The sequence below is a fragment of the Brevibacillus choshinensis genome (genome assembly GCF_001420695.1).
In the GTDB taxonomy this organism is placed as follows: Bacteria; Bacillota; Bacilli; order Brevibacillales; family Brevibacillaceae; genus Brevibacillus; species Brevibacillus choshinensis.
The window spans coordinates 808,368-825,788 of sequence record NZ_LJJB01000007.1 but is presented as its reverse complement, the minus strand read 5'-3'; the positions used below and the strand labels follow the sequence as shown (position 1 = coordinate 825,788).

Genomic DNA, 17,421 nt, shown 5'->3' with positions numbered 1-17,421 from the left:
TTCTATTTACTAAGGTATCAATAGTAGAAGGATTTGTCAACGGAGTTCGTGTGTTCCGCCGTAAGAAAACCTATACCGAGGCCTCCTCAGGGAAGCGCGACCGCGTTTTAGCGGAAAGTTTTCATGTGCTCCGGAATACTTATAAATTCCTATACGTTCAAAATGGCACAAAATTCGCTAGTTCTCCTTGCGCTAGCGCAAAAACCGAGCAAAGACTTCGTTGCCAAGCGGAAGACCTTTCTTGGTCAAACGGAGATGCCCTTCCTGCTCTTCCAGCATCCCTTTAGCCAACTCTTCTTTTATTATGTTCCCAAAGACTTCATGTACGGATACGCCAAATCGCTCAGTGAACTTCGCCGTATCTACTCCTTCTCGCAATCGCAGGCCAAGGATCATCTGTTCTTCCATCGCATCCTCGCGCGGAACGGCGAACTGCTCGACCCTTGGTTGACCTTCCTTGCTCATTTGCATATAGACAGCAAGCGGGCCAGCATTTACATGTCTTTCTCCACCCACATAGCCGTGGGCACCTGCACCCAAACCATAGTATTCGTCATTGAGCCAATAGGTTTTATTATGTTTGCTTTCAAAACCCTTTTTTGCGAAATTGCTGATCTCATACTGCTGGAAGCCGTGCTTCTCCATTTCCTCGATCAAAAGCATGTACATCGCAAGCTCAGTGTCCTCAGAAGGTAACGGGAGCTGATCTTTTTGATACAGGGTATGGAAGAGCGTATTTTCTTCTACTTTCAAACTGTAAGCGGAAAAATGAGTCGTTCCCAAAGCGAATGCCTTTTGAAGTGTCTCACGGAATATATCCATCGTTTGATCTGGCAAGCCGAACATCAGGTCGATCGTGATGTTTTCAAAGCCGACATTCCGCGCATTCTCGATGCTACGGTAGACATCATCCGTATCATGAATCCGTCCGAGCCTCTTCAGCAGGGCATTGTCAAAGGACTGCACCCCAAAGCTTAGTCGATTCACACCGAGTTCTCGCATGATGCGAAGCTTCTCTTCATCAGTCGTACCCGGATTCGCTTCCATCGTAAACTCGATATCCGGCGTCCAGTACTGTGCGAGGTTGTCCCGCACGGTCTCCAAAAACATCCGCATTTGTGCATGATCCAGGAACGTCGGTGTGCCCCCGCCCACAAAGATCGTCTTGACACGCTCTGGTGGTTGGCTCGCGAAGGTCCGTTCCATTTCCTTTTTCAATGCCTCGAGATAATCCCATACCAGCTGTGGATTGTTCGTCACAAACGAGTTGAAGTCACAATAAAAGCATTTATTTGTGCAAAAGGGAATGTGGATGTAAACCGATTGTGGCATCATGTCCCTTTCCCTCCTTTTTTCCTGAATATAGAATGGAAAAGACCTGACACATGGTCAGGCCTACTTCTTATCATCCATGCGCAGAACTGCCATGAAGGCTTCCTGTGGAACCTCGACGGAACCGACAGATTTCATGCGCTTCTTCCCTTCTTTTTGCTTTTCGAGGAGTTTGCGTTTCCGCGAAATGTCCCCGCCATAGCACTTGGCAAGTACGTTTTTACGCAGAGCGCTGATCGTCTCACGCGCTACGACCTTTTGCCCAATGGTCGCCTGGATCGGCACTTCGAATTGCTGACGTGGAATGAGTTCCTTCAGCTTTTCGCAAATGACTTTTCCGCGAGCATAAGCGGTATCTTTGTGTACGATGAACGACAGGGCATCCACCATCTCACTGTTCAGCAGAATATCCATTTTCACCAGCTTGGATGGTTTGTAGCCAGCCAATTCGTAGTCAAAGGAAGCATAACCACGTGTGCTGGACTTCAACAGATCGAAGAAGTCGTAGACGATCTCAGACAAAGGCATATCGTATTTGAGTTGTACGCGGTTTTCACCCATGTACTGCATGTCGAGGAAATCGCCACGCTTGCCTTGGCACAGCTGCATCACGTCACCCACATATTCTTTCGGCACCATGACAGTGGAGAGAACATAAGGCTCTTCGATGGTCTCGATCTTCTGTGCATCCGGCATCTTCGACGGGTTGTCGATCTCGAAAACTTCACCGTTTGTTCTCGTAATACGGTAAATAACGCTCGGTGCAGTCGTGATCAGGTTGATGTTGAATTCGCGCTCAATGCGCTCCTGAATGATTTCCATGTGCAACAATCCGAGGAAACCACAACGGAAGCCAAATCCGAGAGCCTGTGATGTCTCAGGTTCAAACTGCAGCGAAGCATCGTTCAGCTGCAATTTCTCCAATGCTTCACGAAGGTCGTTGTACTCGTTCGTTTCGATTGGGTACAGACCACAGAATACCATCGGGTTGATCTTGCGGTAACCTGGCAGCGGCACGGAAGCAGGACGGCTCGCATCTGTGATGGTGTCCCCCACGCTGGTATCTCCCACCGTTTTAATGGAAGCTGCCACGTAGCCTACATCTCCGACGGTCAACTCTTCTACTTGCGTCTGGCGCGGAGTAGAAGTCCCGATTTCGGTAACCTCGAATGACTTGCCTGTCGCCATCATCTTGATTTTCATACCTTTTCGCAAGGTACCGTTGACCACTCGGATCGAGGCAATTACGCCACGGTAGGCATCGAAATAGGAGTCAAAAATCAATGCTTGCAATGGAGCGTCTGGATCTCCCTCTGGCGCCGGTACTTTTTGCACCACCGCTTCGAGCACTTCTTTAATCCCGATTCCTGCTTTGGCAGAGGTAAGAACTGCTTCGCTGGCATCCAGCCCGATAACATCCTCTACCTCTTGCTTGACGCGCTCTGGCTCCGCGCTAGGCAAGTCGATCTTGTTAATGACTGGAATGATCTCCAGATTACTATCCAGCGCCAAGTAAACGTTTGCCAGCGTCTGTGCTTCGATCCCTTGCGCTGCGTCCACTACGAGAATAGCCCCTTCACAAGCAGCTAGGCTGCGGGAAACCTCGTACGTAAAGTCGACGTGTCCAGGGGTATCGATCAGGTGGAGGATGTATTCCTCCCCGTCATCCGCTTTATAGTTCAAACGCACGGCATTCAGCTTGATCGTAATACCGCGCTCTTTTTCCAGCTCCATCGTATCCAGAAACTGGGCTTCCATCTCACGTGCTGTGAGCGCACCGGTCAATTCCAAAATACGGTCAGCCAGCGTAGACTTCCCGTGGTCAATGTGGGCGATGATGGAAAAATTTCGAATCCTTTTCTGTCTTTCACGGCGATCCATGTGTTGTTCGTTCCCTCCCACGCGAATCCATTCACTCGTTCCGGATTGCGGTTCACAAAAAATACACTAACGTTAATTATATCAAACGCATGACATATGGCGCAACCAAAGAGAATCAGGCATTCGCCGCTTTTCGTATCGCCTCCAATTATTTCCTGTGTTAGAGTGGAATAGGATATGTTCAAGGCAGAGCTTCGGCTTACAGAAGCAAGGCGTAAGATGGTACGAGCCATGAAGCGCCTATCGTCAAACGTTTTCGTCAAGGAGGCTACCTAGATGTTGAATCAAACTATCCCTCTCCTGCACGTATTATCCGAGCTAGACATCCCCGGACTGATCGAGTTATCTTCGTCCGTTGAATGGGATTACAACGCAGAAGAACTACGCACCGTCCTCGCAATCGGTACCGTGTATGGGCACAAAAACGAAGCCAACCAGCTCGTCTCCTGCGCGGCTGTCATTCCCTATGAAGATCAACTCGCGACCATCGGAATGGTTATTGTCCATTCCTCCTGCAGAGGCCTAGGTCTGGGGCGTTCGCTCATGAAAGCATGCATGGAAGCCGTCCCGCTCGACTCCGCAATCATGCTGATTGCCACAAAAGAGGGCCAGCCTTTATATGAAAGCATGGGCTTCGTAACAGTAGATACCATTCACAAATCGATCAGAAAAAACGTTTCCCCACTGACTAACGAGCCTGCTTCTGAATTCGTTGACATCGTGCCTATGAAAGAAAGTGACCTGACTGCTGCCATCGAATTGGACGCTCTGGCGGTGGGAAGCAAACGCTCCGCCTTTTTGTATACACGCATGCAGCAGGCAAAGACTTGTTTGGTCATCAAAGATCAAGAGGGTACCATCGTTGGCTTTGGCTTTGCGGTACAAGGTCCGATAAACCTCGTAGCTGGCCCTATTGTGGCACGAAATTCTGCCGAAGCAACGAGTCTGCTCTGCAAATTAACGGAAGGACATGAAGGTCATATTCGAATCGATGTACCAGATGGACAGGAAGACTTCCTGCGCTTTCTTGCACAAAACGAATTTGAAAAGGCGAGCCAGCCTCCAGTCATGATTGCACGTGCAAACAGCTTGCCACCACGTTCCGGCCACTATTTTGGGATCGGGGCTCAAATATTCGGATAAACAGTAAAACGGACCATTAGAAGTGGTCCGTTTTTTCATATGCAGCTATTGTTAGCGAGAATGAAGCCGTTCCAGCACCTTTTGCGGGAACATCTTTTGCAAACTGCTTTGATAACGGTTGCCGTCTTCTGGCATCTGGAATTTCGTAACCTTGTACTCGTTTCCGTTGTAGGTAATCTCAAACGCCATAGGTGCACTAACTCCTGACGACAGTAGCGGATCCTTGCTCAATATTTTTACCCACGCATATACGTTTCGTCTTGCAGCATCGGGGGCTTCGACTCCCAATAGCTCGATCGTCACTTCCCGGTCATCTCCGAGTCCCCCCAGTTTGGACCCCTCTGTCTCAAGGTATGTGCGAATGATTGGCTCCACCATTTCTCGATTGGTCGGAGAAATGCCCGCTTTCACCTCTACAAACACTTGCCCCAGATGTTTTCCATTTGCGAGCACCTGCAGCTTCCAGATGCCCGGCTCCGGTAACGTAATACCAGACGGAAAGTGACCCTGTGCATCAAATAACGGCCCACTTACCTGATATGTTCCAAGCGACAACCGCTCCCCGTCACTACTGTAGCCAACCACCTCGACCTTTGTCGCCTGGCTCGCATCAAGTAACCAAAATACGCGCTGTTGCTGCCCTTCATAAAAGCCGGTCTCATCGGTCACGATCCTCACTGGCTTCTCACCGACGTAGCTAAAGGGCTGGTTATCGTACACGGTTTCCGTACGTGGAGACGGCTTCCAGAGTACTGGCACTTCCAACGCGCCCCCTGGTAACAAGTCAGGTGCAGGCTTCGTAGGTATCGCTGCATGCTGTTGCCCCGATGGACTTTGCACGGGCCATGTTTGCCATAGGATGACGAGCACTAGGAAGGTAGCGACAGGAATAGCTAGGCGATGCCAGCTAGTGAGAAATCTCGAGCGCCGACTGATCGTAAGCCTGACATTCTCTTCCATGGCACGCGTAAAGTGGACATCACGAAAAACCGTTTCATCTGCCCGCTCCTTTAATTGTTCGACCCACTTGTTCTCGTCCATTCCCAATCACCCTCCTCTCCCAGTTGCTTCTTCAAATGCTGCCTGGCCCGATGCAATCGTGTCCGCACCGTACCCTCTGACACAGATAAGACGTTTGCCACCTCTGCAATGGATAAGTCCGCATAATAATGAAGAACGATCACTTGACGGTACATCGAGGGAAGATTTTGTACCTGCATAACCAGTTCATCTCTCTCTGACTGATGCATCACGATTTGTTCTGTAGAGACATTAGAGTCCCGTTTGATCCAAGAGCGTGGCAGGATCTGGCGAAAAGCCCATGAACGCAAATGCCCTTTGCACTCATTGACAGCGATCCGGTATATCCACGTATGGATACTGCTCTCTTTGCGAAACCGAGGCAGATGGCGATATACTTTCACAAATACATCTTGGGTGAGATCTTCAGCCACGTTCCGATCCTTGACCAGAAACGTCACCAGTCGAAGCACACGCGTCCCGTACTCCCGCATGATTTGTTCAAATGCGGCATCGTCTGTGGGTTGCAATTTCTCCACGTGCGCGTCCTCCTCTGCTTGGTTTCTTACTGGTTAGATGCAGCTGATGATCATTTGTTACACGTTCACGGATATTTTTTTGCAATGACCGTCAAGCGAGTGCTGCTCGCTGACCCCTTCTGCCAGAATTTTCAACGCAATCGGTGAACGAACGCTTTCCGCTGCTGTAAACAATGGCAGGACCATCAGCCTTTTGTTTTGAATCGCGGATACGTTTACCAGCTCTGCCTCATGTCCTGTGGATGCAGGCGTGCCACACGCTCACTAGTACCATAAGCGCAAACAGAAGTCCTACCCAACCACCTTTGCATAATCGATTCCATTTCTTTGTGGATGTTTTCATGTGCTTGTTCTCTCCGTTTGTATATTCCCCCGGTTATTGGCTAATCAAATCGCAATGATTACGTTTTAACGTTTTAACTTTTCTACTATTCCGGCTTTAACACTTGTCAGCAAAATCTTTCTCGCCCCACCTCCTTTCCTGGCAAACAAAAAAGCACCTCCCAACGCTCAATCGGGGGATGCTTTCTATTCAGTTATAGATGATCGCTCTCTTAGCCGATTACCGTCAGTTGTTTCGGGAATTGAGTAAGCACTTCTACGCCAGTCTCTGTCACGAGCACATCGTCTTCGATCCGCACTCCGCCTACTCCTGGAACGTAGATTCCCGGTTCAATGGTAAATACCATGCCGGCACGCAGCTGTTCTTGATTTTGCCCGTGAACGGATGGATATTCATGAACATCCATACCCAGACCATGGCCTAGACGATGCATGAAATACTCTCCATAGCCTTTGGCAGAAATCACATCACGCGCCGTTTGGTCGAGATGAGCAAACGTCACGCCTGGTCGAATTTCAGCGATGGCCGCTTCGTTGGCAGCCAGTACAGTCTCATAAATCTCGCGCAGTTGTTCGTTAATTTCTCCCACAGCAAATGTACGGGTAATATCGGAAACATAGCCGTTTGCTTCGACGCCGATATCAAACAACAGAACCTCGCCTTCGCGCACTTCACGTGTTCCCGGTTTCCCATGTGGCAATGCAGATTTTTCGCCAGCCAACACCATAGAGGTAAAGGAAGGACCTTCTGCACCCAGTCGCTTCATCTGGAATTCCAGCTCCGCTACGAGTTCCATTTCTGTAACACCTGGCTTTACTTTTTTCAATGTTTCGCTCAAAGAATCTTCGACCAATTGGATTGCGTGTTTCATGCGCACCACTTCATCCGCCGATTTGATCAGTCTCATTTCACGCAGAGGCTCTTCTACATCGAAGTAGCGGGAAGCACCTACTACCTCGCCCATCGCTTCGTAACGCTCCACAGTCATATGGCTTTTTTCAATCCCCAGATGCTGTAAATTAGATGGAAGCGTTTGCTTTAATACGTCATATGGATTTTGTATATCCGTGTGGGTGAAAATATTTGGGACGGATGAAGCCGCAGACGCTGCTTCACGGTCCAGTGCCGGAACGATCAACGATGGCTCACCTGTTGCAGGAATGATCAGGCCTAGAAAACGTTCATGAGGATCGGTGAAAAAACCTGTCAAATAATAAACATGCTTGGGAGAGGAGATCAACACCGCGTCGAGTTCTTGCTTGATAAGAAAATCATGCAGCTTCTGAATGCGTTCTTGGAACATCTTCGCCACCTAGCTTTCTCCAGTTATTCTAATGCGAGAATACCACTTCCCTATGCAAAAAAGAAGTTTATTCTGGAAAAATTCCGGTACAATCATAATTCTTATACACAAGGAGAATATGTCATGGAACGAATCCTCACTCTTTCAAACGGAGAACAGATTGCGTGCACCTTTTTGGGTCAAGGCACTCCACTCGTTTGCATTCACGCTCCCTGCATTGGTTCTATTAATTTTACTTCCCAACAGCCCCTCTCGGATTCATACCAGTTAGTACTGCCTGATCTACCCGGTCATGGTCGAAGCAGTTCTCTCGCAAAGCCATTCACTATTCACGATCTGGCTGTATACCTGCATGAGCTAATGGGTTTATTGGGTCATGAACGTCCGATATTGCTTGGCTATTCGCAAGGAGCCTCCATAGCTTTAGAATACGCGCTCTCTTTTCCAGACGAGGTTCAAGGCTTGATCTTAGTCAGCGGCTTTTCTGAAGTGAGCGATCTTTATTTACACAGTCGCTTTTACATAGCAGAAGCCATGGCCAGTATCCATGGCGTTCCCCTCCTCGCCAGGAGCATTACCACTTCCCATGTAGAAAGCCCGGACATGCAAGAAACATGGATCAGGCACGTTTCCTTGACTGACGCCGATACCTTGAAACATCTGTATGTAGCTGGCCATTCCTATCATTGCACGGAAAGACTACCTGAGATTCACCTGCCGACCCTCCTCGTCTATGGGGAAGAAGACCGACATATGTACCGATACAGACTGCTGCTCCATCAAGGGCTACCCCAAGCTGAAAGCGTCATAATCCCAGGCGTTGCTCATCAAGTAGTTACCAAAGCTTCTGCTGAATTGAATCGACTATGTCGTGAGTTTTCCTACGTAAAAAAGGGAGGGTAGCAATCTCCCTCCCACTGTTCATGCCTATTAGTTTTTCATCCGTGGGTCGAGTGCATCGCGCAAACCATCCCCAATCAAGTTAAAACCAAGAACAGTCAGCATGATTGACAAGCCCGGGAAAATAACGGTCCACGGAGCTTTTTGGATGTACTGACGGGAATCAGACAGCATTTTCCCCCACTCAGGCTCAGGTGGCTGTGCACCCAGACCCAAAAAGCCAAGAGCCGCTGCTTCGATAATGGCCGTTGCAATCCCCATCGTACCGGTAACGATGATCGGAGCCAAGCTATTCGGCAAAATATGCTGCATGAGAATGCGTGAATCCTTCATCCCAATCGCACGTGCCGCCATGACGAATTCTTCTTCTTTTAGACTCAGAACCCGCGAACGCACCAAGCGACCAAAAGTCGGAATGTTAATGATCGCAATCGCCAACAATGCATTCTGTAATGACGGACCTAATATGGCGACAATGGCAATCGCCAAAAGGATACTTGGAAATGCCAACATGATGTCAAAAATACGGGAAATGAGCGTATCTACCCATTTGCCATAGTAGCCGGCCAGCAAGCCAAGGATCGTACCTGCGACTACCGAGCCAATAACGGAGAAAGTACCTACCCACAAGGAAATGCGTGCACCATAAACCACGCGGCTAAATACGTCCCGCCCGTTATAGTCCGTACCAAACCAATGCTCTTCAGAAGGCGGCTTGTTCTTCATGACCAGTTCACCTTCATCGTATGGGTAAGGGGCAATAATCGGTGCAAAAAGGGCAACGACTACGAAAAAGATAATAATCCCCAGTCCGACCATCGCCAGCTTGTTTTTACGCAATGCTCGCCAGGCTTCTCGCCAAGGTGAGATAATCTGCTCGTCCTTCACTTTCAAAGGTACAGTTTGTACTTGTGTATTTGCCATATCTCAATCCCCCCTAGCGATATTTGATACGTGGATCAATAAAGGCATACAGGAGGTCCACCAGCAGGTTAATCAACACGAAAATCGTGGCAATCACCAAAATGCCTGACTGGATCACCGGATAGTCACGGTTGCCGATCGCGGTAAAGATGTATCGTCCAACTCCTGGCCATCCAAAGATGGTCTCGGTCAGTACCGCGCCACCAAGCAACAAGCCTGTCTGCAAGCCGATCACCGTCAGCACCGGAATCATTGCATTTTTCAACGCATGCTTGTAAACAACCCAGAATTGAGCCATCCCTTTTGCTCGCGCAGTTCTCACATAGTCTGCACGCATGACCTCCAGCATACTGGAGCGTGTAATACGGGCGATAATCGCCATCGGAATGGTACCCAGAGCAACACCTGGCAGAATGAGATGCTTGATAACCTCCCACAGCTGATCCCACTGTCCAGCGAGAAGCGTATCCAGTATATAGAACTGCGTAATGGCCTCCACGGGATTACGCGAATTGTCACGTCCAACTGATGGCAGCCACTTCAGCTCTTGCGCAAAGAACCATTGCTCCATCAAACCCAACCAGAAGATTGGCATAGAAACGCCAATCAAGGCGATCAACATCGCACTGTAGTCAAACCAGGAGTTTTGCTTCCATGCAGAAAGAATCCCTGCATTCACACCAATGATCACTGCGAAAAGCATGCTGACGATCGTTAATTCCGTCGTCGCTGCCAAATACGGACCGATTTCTTGCGTAATGCTGGCACCGGAGTGTAGGGAAACACCCAAATCCCCCGACAAAATCTGTTTTAAATAGTCAAAGTATTGAACATACCAAGGATTGTTCAGACCAAGTACTTCCCGTAAATCTTCAATTGCCTTTGGACTTGCTTTCTCTCCCAGAATGGTGAGAGCCGGATCACCTGGGATGGCACGGATGATAGAAAAAACGACGATAGACATGCCCAGTAGAACGGGGATGAGCATGAGAATTCTTCGGATGCTGTAGGATAGCAATGCCATCTCCTCGCTTTCCTTAATAGAAAACTACGTACAATAAGTGCTGAATAAATAAGGAAAGGGCAAGAAGAGGGATAATCTCCTCTTACCCTTTCAGCTATTTGTCGATTCCGATCAAACCTACTCTTTGAATTCAACCTTCTCCAAGCTCTCGGAACCTTTTGGATGTGGCTTGTAGTTGATGATGCTAGCTTTGGCAGCCAATGCAGGAGTGGAGTGAGCCAGTGGAACCATTGGCACGTCCTTGAAGATGATTTCCTGTACTTGCAGGTACAGTTTTTCACGCTCTTCCTTGGTGGTTGCGGATTGTGCTTGCATCAGCAATTTGTGTGCATCTTCATTTGCCCAACGCGTACGGTTGTTACCGCCGATGTTGTTTTTGTCGAGCAAGGTAGCCAGGAAGTTGTCTGGGTCTCCGTTGTCGCCAGTCCATCCAAGCATGAACATTTCTTGTTCGCCTGCTTTTGTTTTTTCCAGGTACGTTGCCCATTCCATCGTGACGATTTCTGCTTCAACACCGATCTTTTTCAGATCTTGCTGGATTGCTTCAGCAATTTTCACACCATCTGGCATGTATGGACGAGCTACAGGCATAGCCCAGAACTTGATTTTGAAACCGTTCGGGAAGCCCGCTTCTGTCAGCAATTGTTTTGCTTTGTCCAGACTGAACTCGCGGTCTTTGATGTTGCCATTGTGGCCCCAAATAGAAGGAGGCATTGGGTTAACAGCCGGTTGGCCCAGTCCTGCGAAGAATGCTTCGATAATAGCGGGCTTGTTGATTGCATAAGCAAGTGCTTCACGAACTTTCGGATTGTCGAGTGGCTTTTTCTCCACGTTGAAACCGACGAAGCCGATGTTCATGGAAGGACGAAGAATCAGTTGCAAATCTTGATTGTCTTTTACAGCCTGAGCGTCATCTGGATTCAGACCGTCCATCATGTCGATCTCTCCGGAAGTCAAGGCAGTCAGACGAGCTGTGTTCTCAGGAATGGTTTTGAATACGATCTTGTCCAATTTCGGGAATCCTGCGTTCCAGTAATTTGGGTTCTTTTCCAAAGTGATCGTGTCGTTACGCTTCCATTCTTTGAATACGAATGGACCTGTACCTACTGGGTTTTCGTTAAACTTCTCAACGCCCATCTCTTGTACCGCTTTTGGAGAAGCGATAGCGAAGCAGGACATGCCCAGGTTTTGAATGAATGGAGCCAGCGGACGGTTCAGCGTGAACTTCACTGTTTGTGGGTCAACCGCTTCCACCGATTTGATTACGTGGTCTTTGTCGCCCTTGTAACCGCCGAACATGTCGTTGTAGTATTCAAAGCCTTCCTTGTTATGCTGTGGATGGCTCTTGTCGCTCCAACGCTCGAAGTTCCATTTCACCGCTTCGGCATTGAAATCAGTTCCGTCGTGGAATTTCACTCCGGAACGCAGATGGAAGGTGTAAGTCAAGCCATCTGGAGCAATCTCCCATTTCTCAGCTAAAGAAGGAACGACCGCAGTGCTCTCTTCCTCGTAGCCTACCAATGTATCGAATACGTTTTCTGTTACCTTGAAAGACTCCCCATCGGTTTGTTGGATTGGATCCAAACCAACGGAATCGCCACCGCGTCCTATGATCAACTGTTTAGGACCACTTTTAGCAGGTTCTGGTGCAGGTGTTGCTGCTGGCGCCGGTGCTTCTGTCTTTGGCTGTTCTGCCGGCTTTTGTGCGGTTTGAGATCCGCCGCAACCTGTGAGCAGCATCGCGAGTGCCAGCAAGCTGGTCATGGCAGCAGAGAGTACTCTCTTCTTCATGAATAATCCCCCTCTTCTAAACTTTCAGATTTTACACATGGTAGATAATAGATAGTGTCAACCCTGCTTCGCATCCCCCCTTTAATGAGGCTCTCTTCTAGCCCAAAGCAGGCTATGACTTGTATAGATGGCAAGCCACAAAATGCCCGTCTCCCGCATCTCGGAATTCTGGTCGTATTGTGCGGCATTCATCCGTCACATGGGGGCAACGCGTATGGAACGTACAACCGCTGGGTGGGTTGGCTGGACTCGGCACATCTCCTTGGAGGATGACCCGATCGCGCACAGCGTCTGGATCTGGCGTAGGAACCGCTGACAGCAAGGCTTTGGTATAAGGGTGAAGTGGATTGCTATAGAGCTGACCACTCGTCGTCAATTCTACAATACGCCCCAGGTACATCACTCCAACCCGATCGCTGATATGACGGACCACGCTGAGGTCATGGGCGATAAACACGTAGGTCAGACCCATTTCCTTTTGCAGATCCTGCATCAAATTCAAGACCTGAGATTGGATCGACACGTCAAGAGCAGATACCGGCTCGTCCGCTATAATCAGCTTGGGATTAAGCATCAAGGCACGGGCTATCCCGATCCGCTGGCGTTGACCGCCACTGAACTGATGCGGATAACGGCGTGCGTGATAGCTGCTCAAGCCAACCACCTCTAGCATCTCTAGCACTCGTTTTTTCCGCTCTGCAGAATTACCGATGCCATGTACAATGAGAGGCTCTTCCAGAATCTTATCAATATTATGACGAGGATTCAGAGAAGCAAATGGATCTTGAAAGACGATTTGCATGTCGCGGCGCATCTTGCGCATGTCATCTTTTGAAAGGGATGACACGTTCACTCCGTCGAAATAGATTTCACCTGCTGTCGGTTCGATCAAGCGCAGTAAGGAACGTCCTGTCGTCGATTTCCCACAGCCACTCTCCCCTACCAGCCCCAACGTTTCTCCTCGCTTTACCGCGAACGAAACATCGTCTACTGCTTTTACGACTCCTACTTCCCCGCCGAGGACACCGCCTGTGATCGGATAGTATTTTTTCAAGTTTTTAACGACGAGTAATTCTTCAGCCACCTGCATGCTCCTCTCGGGTTATTCTGCTATCCAGCAGCGCGAGCGATGGTTTTCTCCCACTACTTTCAGCTCTGGCATTTCTACTCGGCATCGATCCGTCACTTTGTCGCAACGTGGAGCAAAACGGCATCCGACTGTCAGCGACCCTGGGATAGGAACGTTACCAGGAATGGAATACAAGCGCTCCTGGGACTCCTCCAGCTTTGGCAGTGACTGTAGCAAGCCTACCGTGTATGGATGCTGCGGGTTTTTCAAGATAGTCCGCACATCCCCTTCTTCAATTACGTTGCCCGCATACATAACAACGACTCGGTGGCACATTTCCGCTACCACTCCGAGATCGTGCGTGATGAGCAAAATGGCCGTGTCTGATTCCCGATTGCACTGCCTCATCAAGTCCAGAATCTGGGCCTGAATGGTAACGTCCAATGCCGTCGTAGGCTCGTCCGCTATCAGCAGCTCTGGATCACAGGCCATCGCCATCGCGATCATCACACGCTGACGCATCCCGCCTGATAACTGGTGTGGATATTCGTCCACGATCGCTTCGGCACGCGGAATACCTACTTTCCTTAGCATTTCGACCGCGCGCTGCCGGGATTCCTTTTTACTCGCTTTGGTATGTAAACGAACGGCTTCTCCGATTTGGTCGCCAATCGTAAAGACCGGATTGAGCGAGGTCATCGGTTCCTGAAAGATCATCGCGATTTCGTTGCCGCGTATTTCCCGCATCCGTTTTTCGTCTGCAGTAACCAGATCTTCTCCCTTGAAGCGAATCGCTCCACCGACGATTTTACCCGGAGGATTTGGTACCAGCTTCATGACGGAAAGCGAGGTTACGCTTTTTCCACAACCGGATTCTCCTACGATGCCGACTACTTCACCTTTATTTACTGTGATTGTGACACCGTCAACAGCAGGGATTTGGCCGCGGTCCGTAAAAAAGTGCGTCTGCAAGTTTTCGATTTGAAGGACAGGCTGTGACACGTGGCGCACCTCTCTTACCGATATATTCAATAGAAATACTTCTATCAATAGATATTATGCCATTAGTACAATTTTTTGGCAACACAATAAATTCAAACAATTATATTTTCACTGACTATATTAAATCTTGTGTTTATTCAGCAAAAACATGATCAAATTCATTTTCCATACCCTTTGGCCTCAGGCGTAGCTTGTGATACCCCACTTCTGTAAAATGTTCCAGAACCATCTACACAGACAAAAAAGACCCGATCACCCGGGTCTTTCGTCATTCGTTCTTTCTGCCTATTATTTTTTTGTCCATAAACAATATGTTACGGTGCGAAGAAATTACCCACCCAATCTACAAACGTTTTTGCTCCACTCTTAATCGTCGATCCCATGGTCAATCCCATATTGCTCATGTAATTAACCATCTTCTCCGGATTAGCCGTTTGGACTTGCTTGCCCATCACCGCGATCTCCATTTTTCCTTCATCCATCTTCTTGATGTAAAAGGTCTGCGGTTGTTGCTCTGTCAATCCGCTCACTTTTGAAATACCTCGTTCGGCTGTCTGCAGTCCCAAAACTACGCCGACCAGCAAGATCACCAATATTCCTGTCAGTTTTGCCGTCACGTTCATGCTCGTCACCTCTTTGCCGGTTCATCCGCTACCGGTTTGCCCACTTTTTCCGCCTTCAGGTAGTAGGCCGCAAATACATCTGCCATTGCATCTGCCGTATTCAGACTTTCCTGTAGCGTGTTTTCCGTGCCACCTATTTCCATTAACAGGCTTCCCGGTGAAATGGACTGGTTATACTCCCCATGGTCAGTTTTTGCACCTTTTTCCATCACACCGCGCGATAGGTCTGGATACATCTCTTCCATGAGCTGGTGTAATTCAGTCGCAAACGCTTCATTTTTCTCAAAGCTCTTATTTCGTTTGCCGATGACGAACATGACGCGTGCATACGTTTTTCCTTTGATGGTGACGGTCGTACGATCCCGCGGGGCAGTATCGCGATGCAGATCAAAGAAGTAGTGAAGCTCACGATTGCTTTCCACCGCTGCTTTGACTACCTGCAAAGACTGTGCATAGGACAGCGCGTAGTCCTTTTTCTGATTGAGAAGCTCCTGGTAAATGTCATCCTTGCTCACGTCAGAGCCGATGCCCCGGTCGTTTAACGCTTCCGCCAAACGCTTGCCCACCATGGAGATATTTCTCGTCGGGTGATCCACTGATGTGCCAACCGGCTTTGTCTCGCTGTACCATGACTCTCGATTGTGTGTGTTGTACACGTAGACGATTTTCTTTCCACCCGTACTCGGATTGGCTACTGGCTTTGTCGGTTCGTCTATCGGCTTGTCTTGACCCGTATCCGTAGGCTGTGGAAGCGGAATCGCGTCAGATGCGTCGATAACCTGCTTGGGATGTGGTGGATACTCTACGTAAAAATCGGCCAGCGTCGCTCCTTTTCCCGCTACGACGAAACGAGCGTCCTCCGTCGTTACCATACCCGGAAGCTCTCGACCCAACAAGCTCCGCAAATCACCCGGCTGGATGCTAGTTGCAAGCTGGAACAGAAAACCTGTCACACTATTCGTCCGACGGTCAGAGGTCGTCTGTACCGTTTCATTGAGCACCGGGATTTCCTGTCCCATCCACCCCAAGATGGCAAGACTGGAAACGTGTGTAGCTGCTTGCTGAACCGCAGAGGATGCGATAATGAGTCTGTTGCCGCCCAAAGAGAGCACCCCGGTTATGACAAATAAAAAGGCTGTTATAAACGACAGGACAACAAATTGGCGCTGGATTAAGGAAGCCATCTGTCTCACTCCTCATGCTGTGGCATTGACGCGGGAGCATTTCGTTCGCTCTTCCCGCTTGTCTATGCTTTAGCTTATGAGCCTCATAGAGACGATAGAACCCCTTTTCTAGCTTTTCTCTCAAATGATAGGGAGAGCTCTCTTGCCAGCTAGTCTAGTGCGTGTATGAGCCGCTATTTTCCTCATCGACAGCTCGGTGCAATGCCCGATTCAGCCCTGTGGCAATGACATTGGAGATTCCTTCAATAAAGTCATCTACTTCCTTGGGAGTGACGACAAGATCCTGCCCCAACGGTCGGAGAACCTCGTGAACCAATTGGCGCTTTTCGTCTTCCGGTAACGATCCTACCAGTCCCATAAACGTCTTGCGTGATTCGAGATCAGGCAGATCATCTTCGGTGTACGGTTCCTTGCGTTCCGGCAGGGTACTCATGGAGAGCTTGTTAAAAGCCCTTTTGCTCTCTGCCATGGATTGTCCGAAGTGACCGAGTAGGTAGGTGATTGCATCGTTGACAATCGTCGAAGCGAATACGACTGTCGGTACTCCGATCGCGATGACAGGAATCCCTAACGTATTTTGATCAATGGCTTTGCGTTTATTGCCGACGCCAGAGCCAGGATGTATCCCCGTATCGGAAATTTGGATCGTTGTATTCACCCGATGCAAGGCACGAGAGGCGAGTGCATCGATGCAGATGACAAAATCCGGCTTGCTTTTTTCCACGACGCCAAACACAATCTCACTCGTTTCTATTCCGGTAATCCCGAGTACCCCTGGCGACAGTGCACTCACTTCCCGATAGCCGTCTCCTACTGTTTCAGGTGCCAGCTGGTACAAGTGACGGGTAACCAGTAAATTTTCCACCACCATGGGCCCTAGCGCATCAGGAGTCACATTCCAGTTGCCCAGACCTACAACGAGTGCCTTTTTATCCTCGGTAATCCCCAGTTTCATGAGGAAGCTGGCAAACTCCAGCGCGAATCGTCTCGCCACCTGCTCTTCAATAGAAGTATCGTTATCACGCAGCTTTGGCACTTCAATGGTAAGATAATGGCCAGGCAGCTTTCCGATTGCTTTGCCTGCCTCTTCATTCTGGACATGCAAGCGAGTGACCGTTATATTTGGTTCTTCAGTATCGGCCTGAAGCCATACCCCCGGTATGTTACTTTCATTTTGCTGCTGTGCTAACTCATGAGCTTCCACCGCGAGATCCGTGCGAATGGAATAGCCTGACAGATCAATATTATGTTCCATGGTTAGATGGCTCCCTTCTCCATTTTGTTCCTGCTACTATGTTGCTTGAATCCTTCATTTTTATTCCGAATCCTTTCTTGCAAATGGT

15 protein-coding genes are annotated in these 17,421 nt (G+C 49.1%); 2 read left to right on the top strand and 13 right to left on the bottom strand.

Going from position 1 to position 17,421, the window contains the following annotated elements:
- Positions 1-192: 192 nt before the first annotated feature.
- Both hemW and lepA read right to left on the bottom strand, forming a co-directional pair.
- A complete protein-coding gene (hemW, locus tag AN963_RS03920) occupies positions 193-1,335 on the bottom strand; it encodes a radical SAM family heme chaperone HemW (protein WP_055743243.1) in 1,143 nt (380 codons plus the stop codon).
- 60 nt (positions 1,336-1,395) lie between these two features.
- Positions 1,396-3,213: a translation elongation factor 4 gene (gene lepA / locus AN963_RS03915; protein ID WP_055743242.1), complete on the bottom strand. Its 1,818-nt coding sequence runs from the start codon at positions 3,211-3,213 to the stop codon at positions 1,396-1,398.
- Positions 3,214-3,489: 276 nt separating this feature from the next.
- Between lepA and AN963_RS03910 the strand changes: the two genes are divergently transcribed.
- Complete coding sequence (locus AN963_RS03910) at positions 3,490-4,356, top strand: GNAT family N-acetyltransferase (RefSeq protein ID WP_055743241.1); 867 nt, start codon at positions 3,490-3,492, stop codon at positions 4,354-4,356.
- Positions 4,357-4,407: 51 nt separating this feature from the next.
- On the opposite strand, the gene AN963_RS03905 is transcribed toward AN963_RS03910, so the two are convergent.
- From AN963_RS03905 to AN963_RS03895, 3 genes are all read right to left on the bottom strand, one after another.
- Positions 4,408-5,397: a hypothetical protein gene (locus AN963_RS03905; protein WP_055743240.1), complete on the bottom strand. Its 990-nt coding sequence runs from the start codon at positions 5,395-5,397 to the stop codon at positions 4,408-4,410.
- The gene (locus AN963_RS03900) at positions 5,367-5,915 is read right to left on the bottom strand and encodes a sigma-70 family RNA polymerase sigma factor (protein ID WP_055743239.1); all 549 of its coding nucleotides are present in this window, start codon (positions 5,913-5,915) and stop codon (positions 5,367-5,369) included. The genes AN963_RS03905 and AN963_RS03900 overlap by 31 nt, the downstream gene beginning before the upstream one ends.
- Before the next feature lie 554 nt (positions 5,916-6,469).
- Positions 6,470-7,561 (bottom strand): M24 family metallopeptidase, encoded by a 1,092-nt coding sequence (locus AN963_RS03895; RefSeq protein ID WP_055744437.1) that lies wholly within the window; start codon positions 7,559-7,561, stop codon positions 6,470-6,472.
- Between the two features lie 123 nt (positions 7,562-7,684).
- Between AN963_RS03895 and AN963_RS03890 the strand changes: the two genes are divergently transcribed.
- The gene (locus tag AN963_RS03890) at positions 7,685-8,464 is read left to right on the top strand and encodes an alpha/beta fold hydrolase (RefSeq protein ID WP_055743238.1); all 780 of its coding nucleotides are present in this window, start codon (positions 7,685-7,687) and stop codon (positions 8,462-8,464) included.
- A gap of 27 nt (positions 8,465-8,491) precedes the next feature.
- Here AN963_RS03890 and AN963_RS03885 read toward each other — a convergent pair whose 3' ends face one another.
- The 8 genes from AN963_RS03885 to gpr form a co-directional block, all read right to left on the bottom strand.
- On the bottom strand, positions 8,492-9,385 hold the full coding sequence (locus AN963_RS03885; RefSeq protein WP_055743237.1) for an ABC transporter permease: 894 nt from the start codon (positions 9,383-9,385) through the stop codon (positions 8,492-8,494).
- Positions 9,386-9,398: 13 nt separating this feature from the next.
- Positions 9,399-10,409 carry an ABC transporter permease gene (locus tag AN963_RS03880; protein WP_055743236.1) on the bottom strand — a complete coding sequence of 337 codons (1,011 nt, stop codon included), beginning with the start codon at positions 10,407-10,409 and terminating at the stop codon, positions 9,399-9,401.
- Positions 10,410-10,526: 117 nt separating this feature from the next.
- Positions 10,527-12,200, bottom strand: coding sequence for an ABC transporter substrate-binding protein (locus AN963_RS03875; protein WP_055743235.1), 1,674 nt, complete (start codon positions 12,198-12,200; stop codon positions 10,527-10,529).
- Positions 12,201-12,312: 112 nt separating this feature from the next.
- Entirely contained in the window at positions 12,313-13,284 is a 972-nt protein-coding gene (locus AN963_RS03870) for an ABC transporter ATP-binding protein (RefSeq protein ID WP_055743234.1), read from the bottom strand.
- An 18-nt stretch (positions 13,285-13,302) separates the two neighbouring features.
- A complete protein-coding gene (locus tag AN963_RS03865; protein ID WP_055743233.1) occupies positions 13,303-14,271 on the bottom strand; it encodes an ABC transporter ATP-binding protein in 969 nt (322 codons plus the stop codon).
- Between the two features lie 314 nt (positions 14,272-14,585).
- On the bottom strand, positions 14,586-14,894 hold the full coding sequence (locus AN963_RS03860; protein ID WP_055743232.1) for a DUF3679 domain-containing protein: 309 nt from the start codon (positions 14,892-14,894) through the stop codon (positions 14,586-14,588).
- Positions 14,895-14,899: 5 nt separating this feature from the next.
- Entirely contained in the window at positions 14,900-16,078 is a 1,179-nt protein-coding gene (spoIIP, locus tag AN963_RS03855; RefSeq protein ID WP_055743231.1) for a stage II sporulation protein P, read from the bottom strand.
- Between the two features lie 154 nt (positions 16,079-16,232).
- Positions 16,233-17,333 carry a GPR endopeptidase gene (gene gpr / locus AN963_RS03850; protein WP_055743230.1) on the bottom strand — a complete coding sequence of 367 codons (1,101 nt, stop codon included), beginning with the start codon at positions 17,331-17,333 and terminating at the stop codon, positions 16,233-16,235.
- Positions 17,334-17,421: the final 88 nt, after the last annotated feature.

What these genes read in the sequence shown, in the direction of transcription:
- spoIIP (WP_055743231.1), bottom strand. Translation starts at nt 16,078, where the DNA reads ATGGCTTCCTTAATCCAGCGCCAATTTGTTGTCCTGTCGTTTATAACA.
- AN963_RS03895 (WP_055744437.1), bottom strand. Translation starts at nt 7,561, where the DNA reads ATGTTCCAAGAACGCATTCAGAAGCTGCATGATTTTCTTATCAAGCAA.
- AN963_RS03910 (WP_055743241.1), top strand. Translation starts at nt 3,490, where the DNA reads ATGTTGAATCAAACTATCCCTCTCCTGCACGTATTATCCGAGCTAGAC.
- AN963_RS03860 (WP_055743232.1), bottom strand. Translation starts at nt 14,894, where the DNA reads ATGAACGTGACGGCAAAACTGACAGGAATATTGGTGATCTTGCTGGTC.
- hemW (WP_055743243.1), bottom strand. Translation starts at nt 1,335, where the DNA reads ATGATGCCACAATCGGTTTACATCCACATTCCCTTTTGCACAAATAAA.
- AN963_RS03905 (WP_055743240.1), bottom strand. Translation starts at nt 5,397, where the DNA reads ATGGACGAGAACAAGTGGGTCGAACAATTAAAGGAGCGGGCAGATGAA.
- gpr (WP_055743230.1), bottom strand. Translation starts at nt 17,333, where the DNA reads ATGGAACATAATATTGATCTGTCAGGCTATTCCATTCGCACGGATCTC.
- AN963_RS03880 (WP_055743236.1), bottom strand. Translation starts at nt 10,409, where the DNA reads ATGGCATTGCTATCCTACAGCATCCGAAGAATTCTCATGCTCATCCCC.
- AN963_RS03885 (WP_055743237.1), bottom strand. Translation starts at nt 9,385, where the DNA reads ATGGCAAATACACAAGTACAAACTGTACCTTTGAAAGTGAAGGACGAG.
- lepA (WP_055743242.1), bottom strand. Translation starts at nt 3,213, where the DNA reads ATGGATCGCCGTGAAAGACAGAAAAGGATTCGAAATTTTTCCATCATC.
- AN963_RS03890 (WP_055743238.1), top strand. Translation starts at nt 7,685, where the DNA reads ATGGAACGAATCCTCACTCTTTCAAACGGAGAACAGATTGCGTGCACC.
- AN963_RS03875 (WP_055743235.1), bottom strand. Translation starts at nt 12,200, where the DNA reads ATGAAGAAGAGAGTACTCTCTGCTGCCATGACCAGCTTGCTGGCACTC.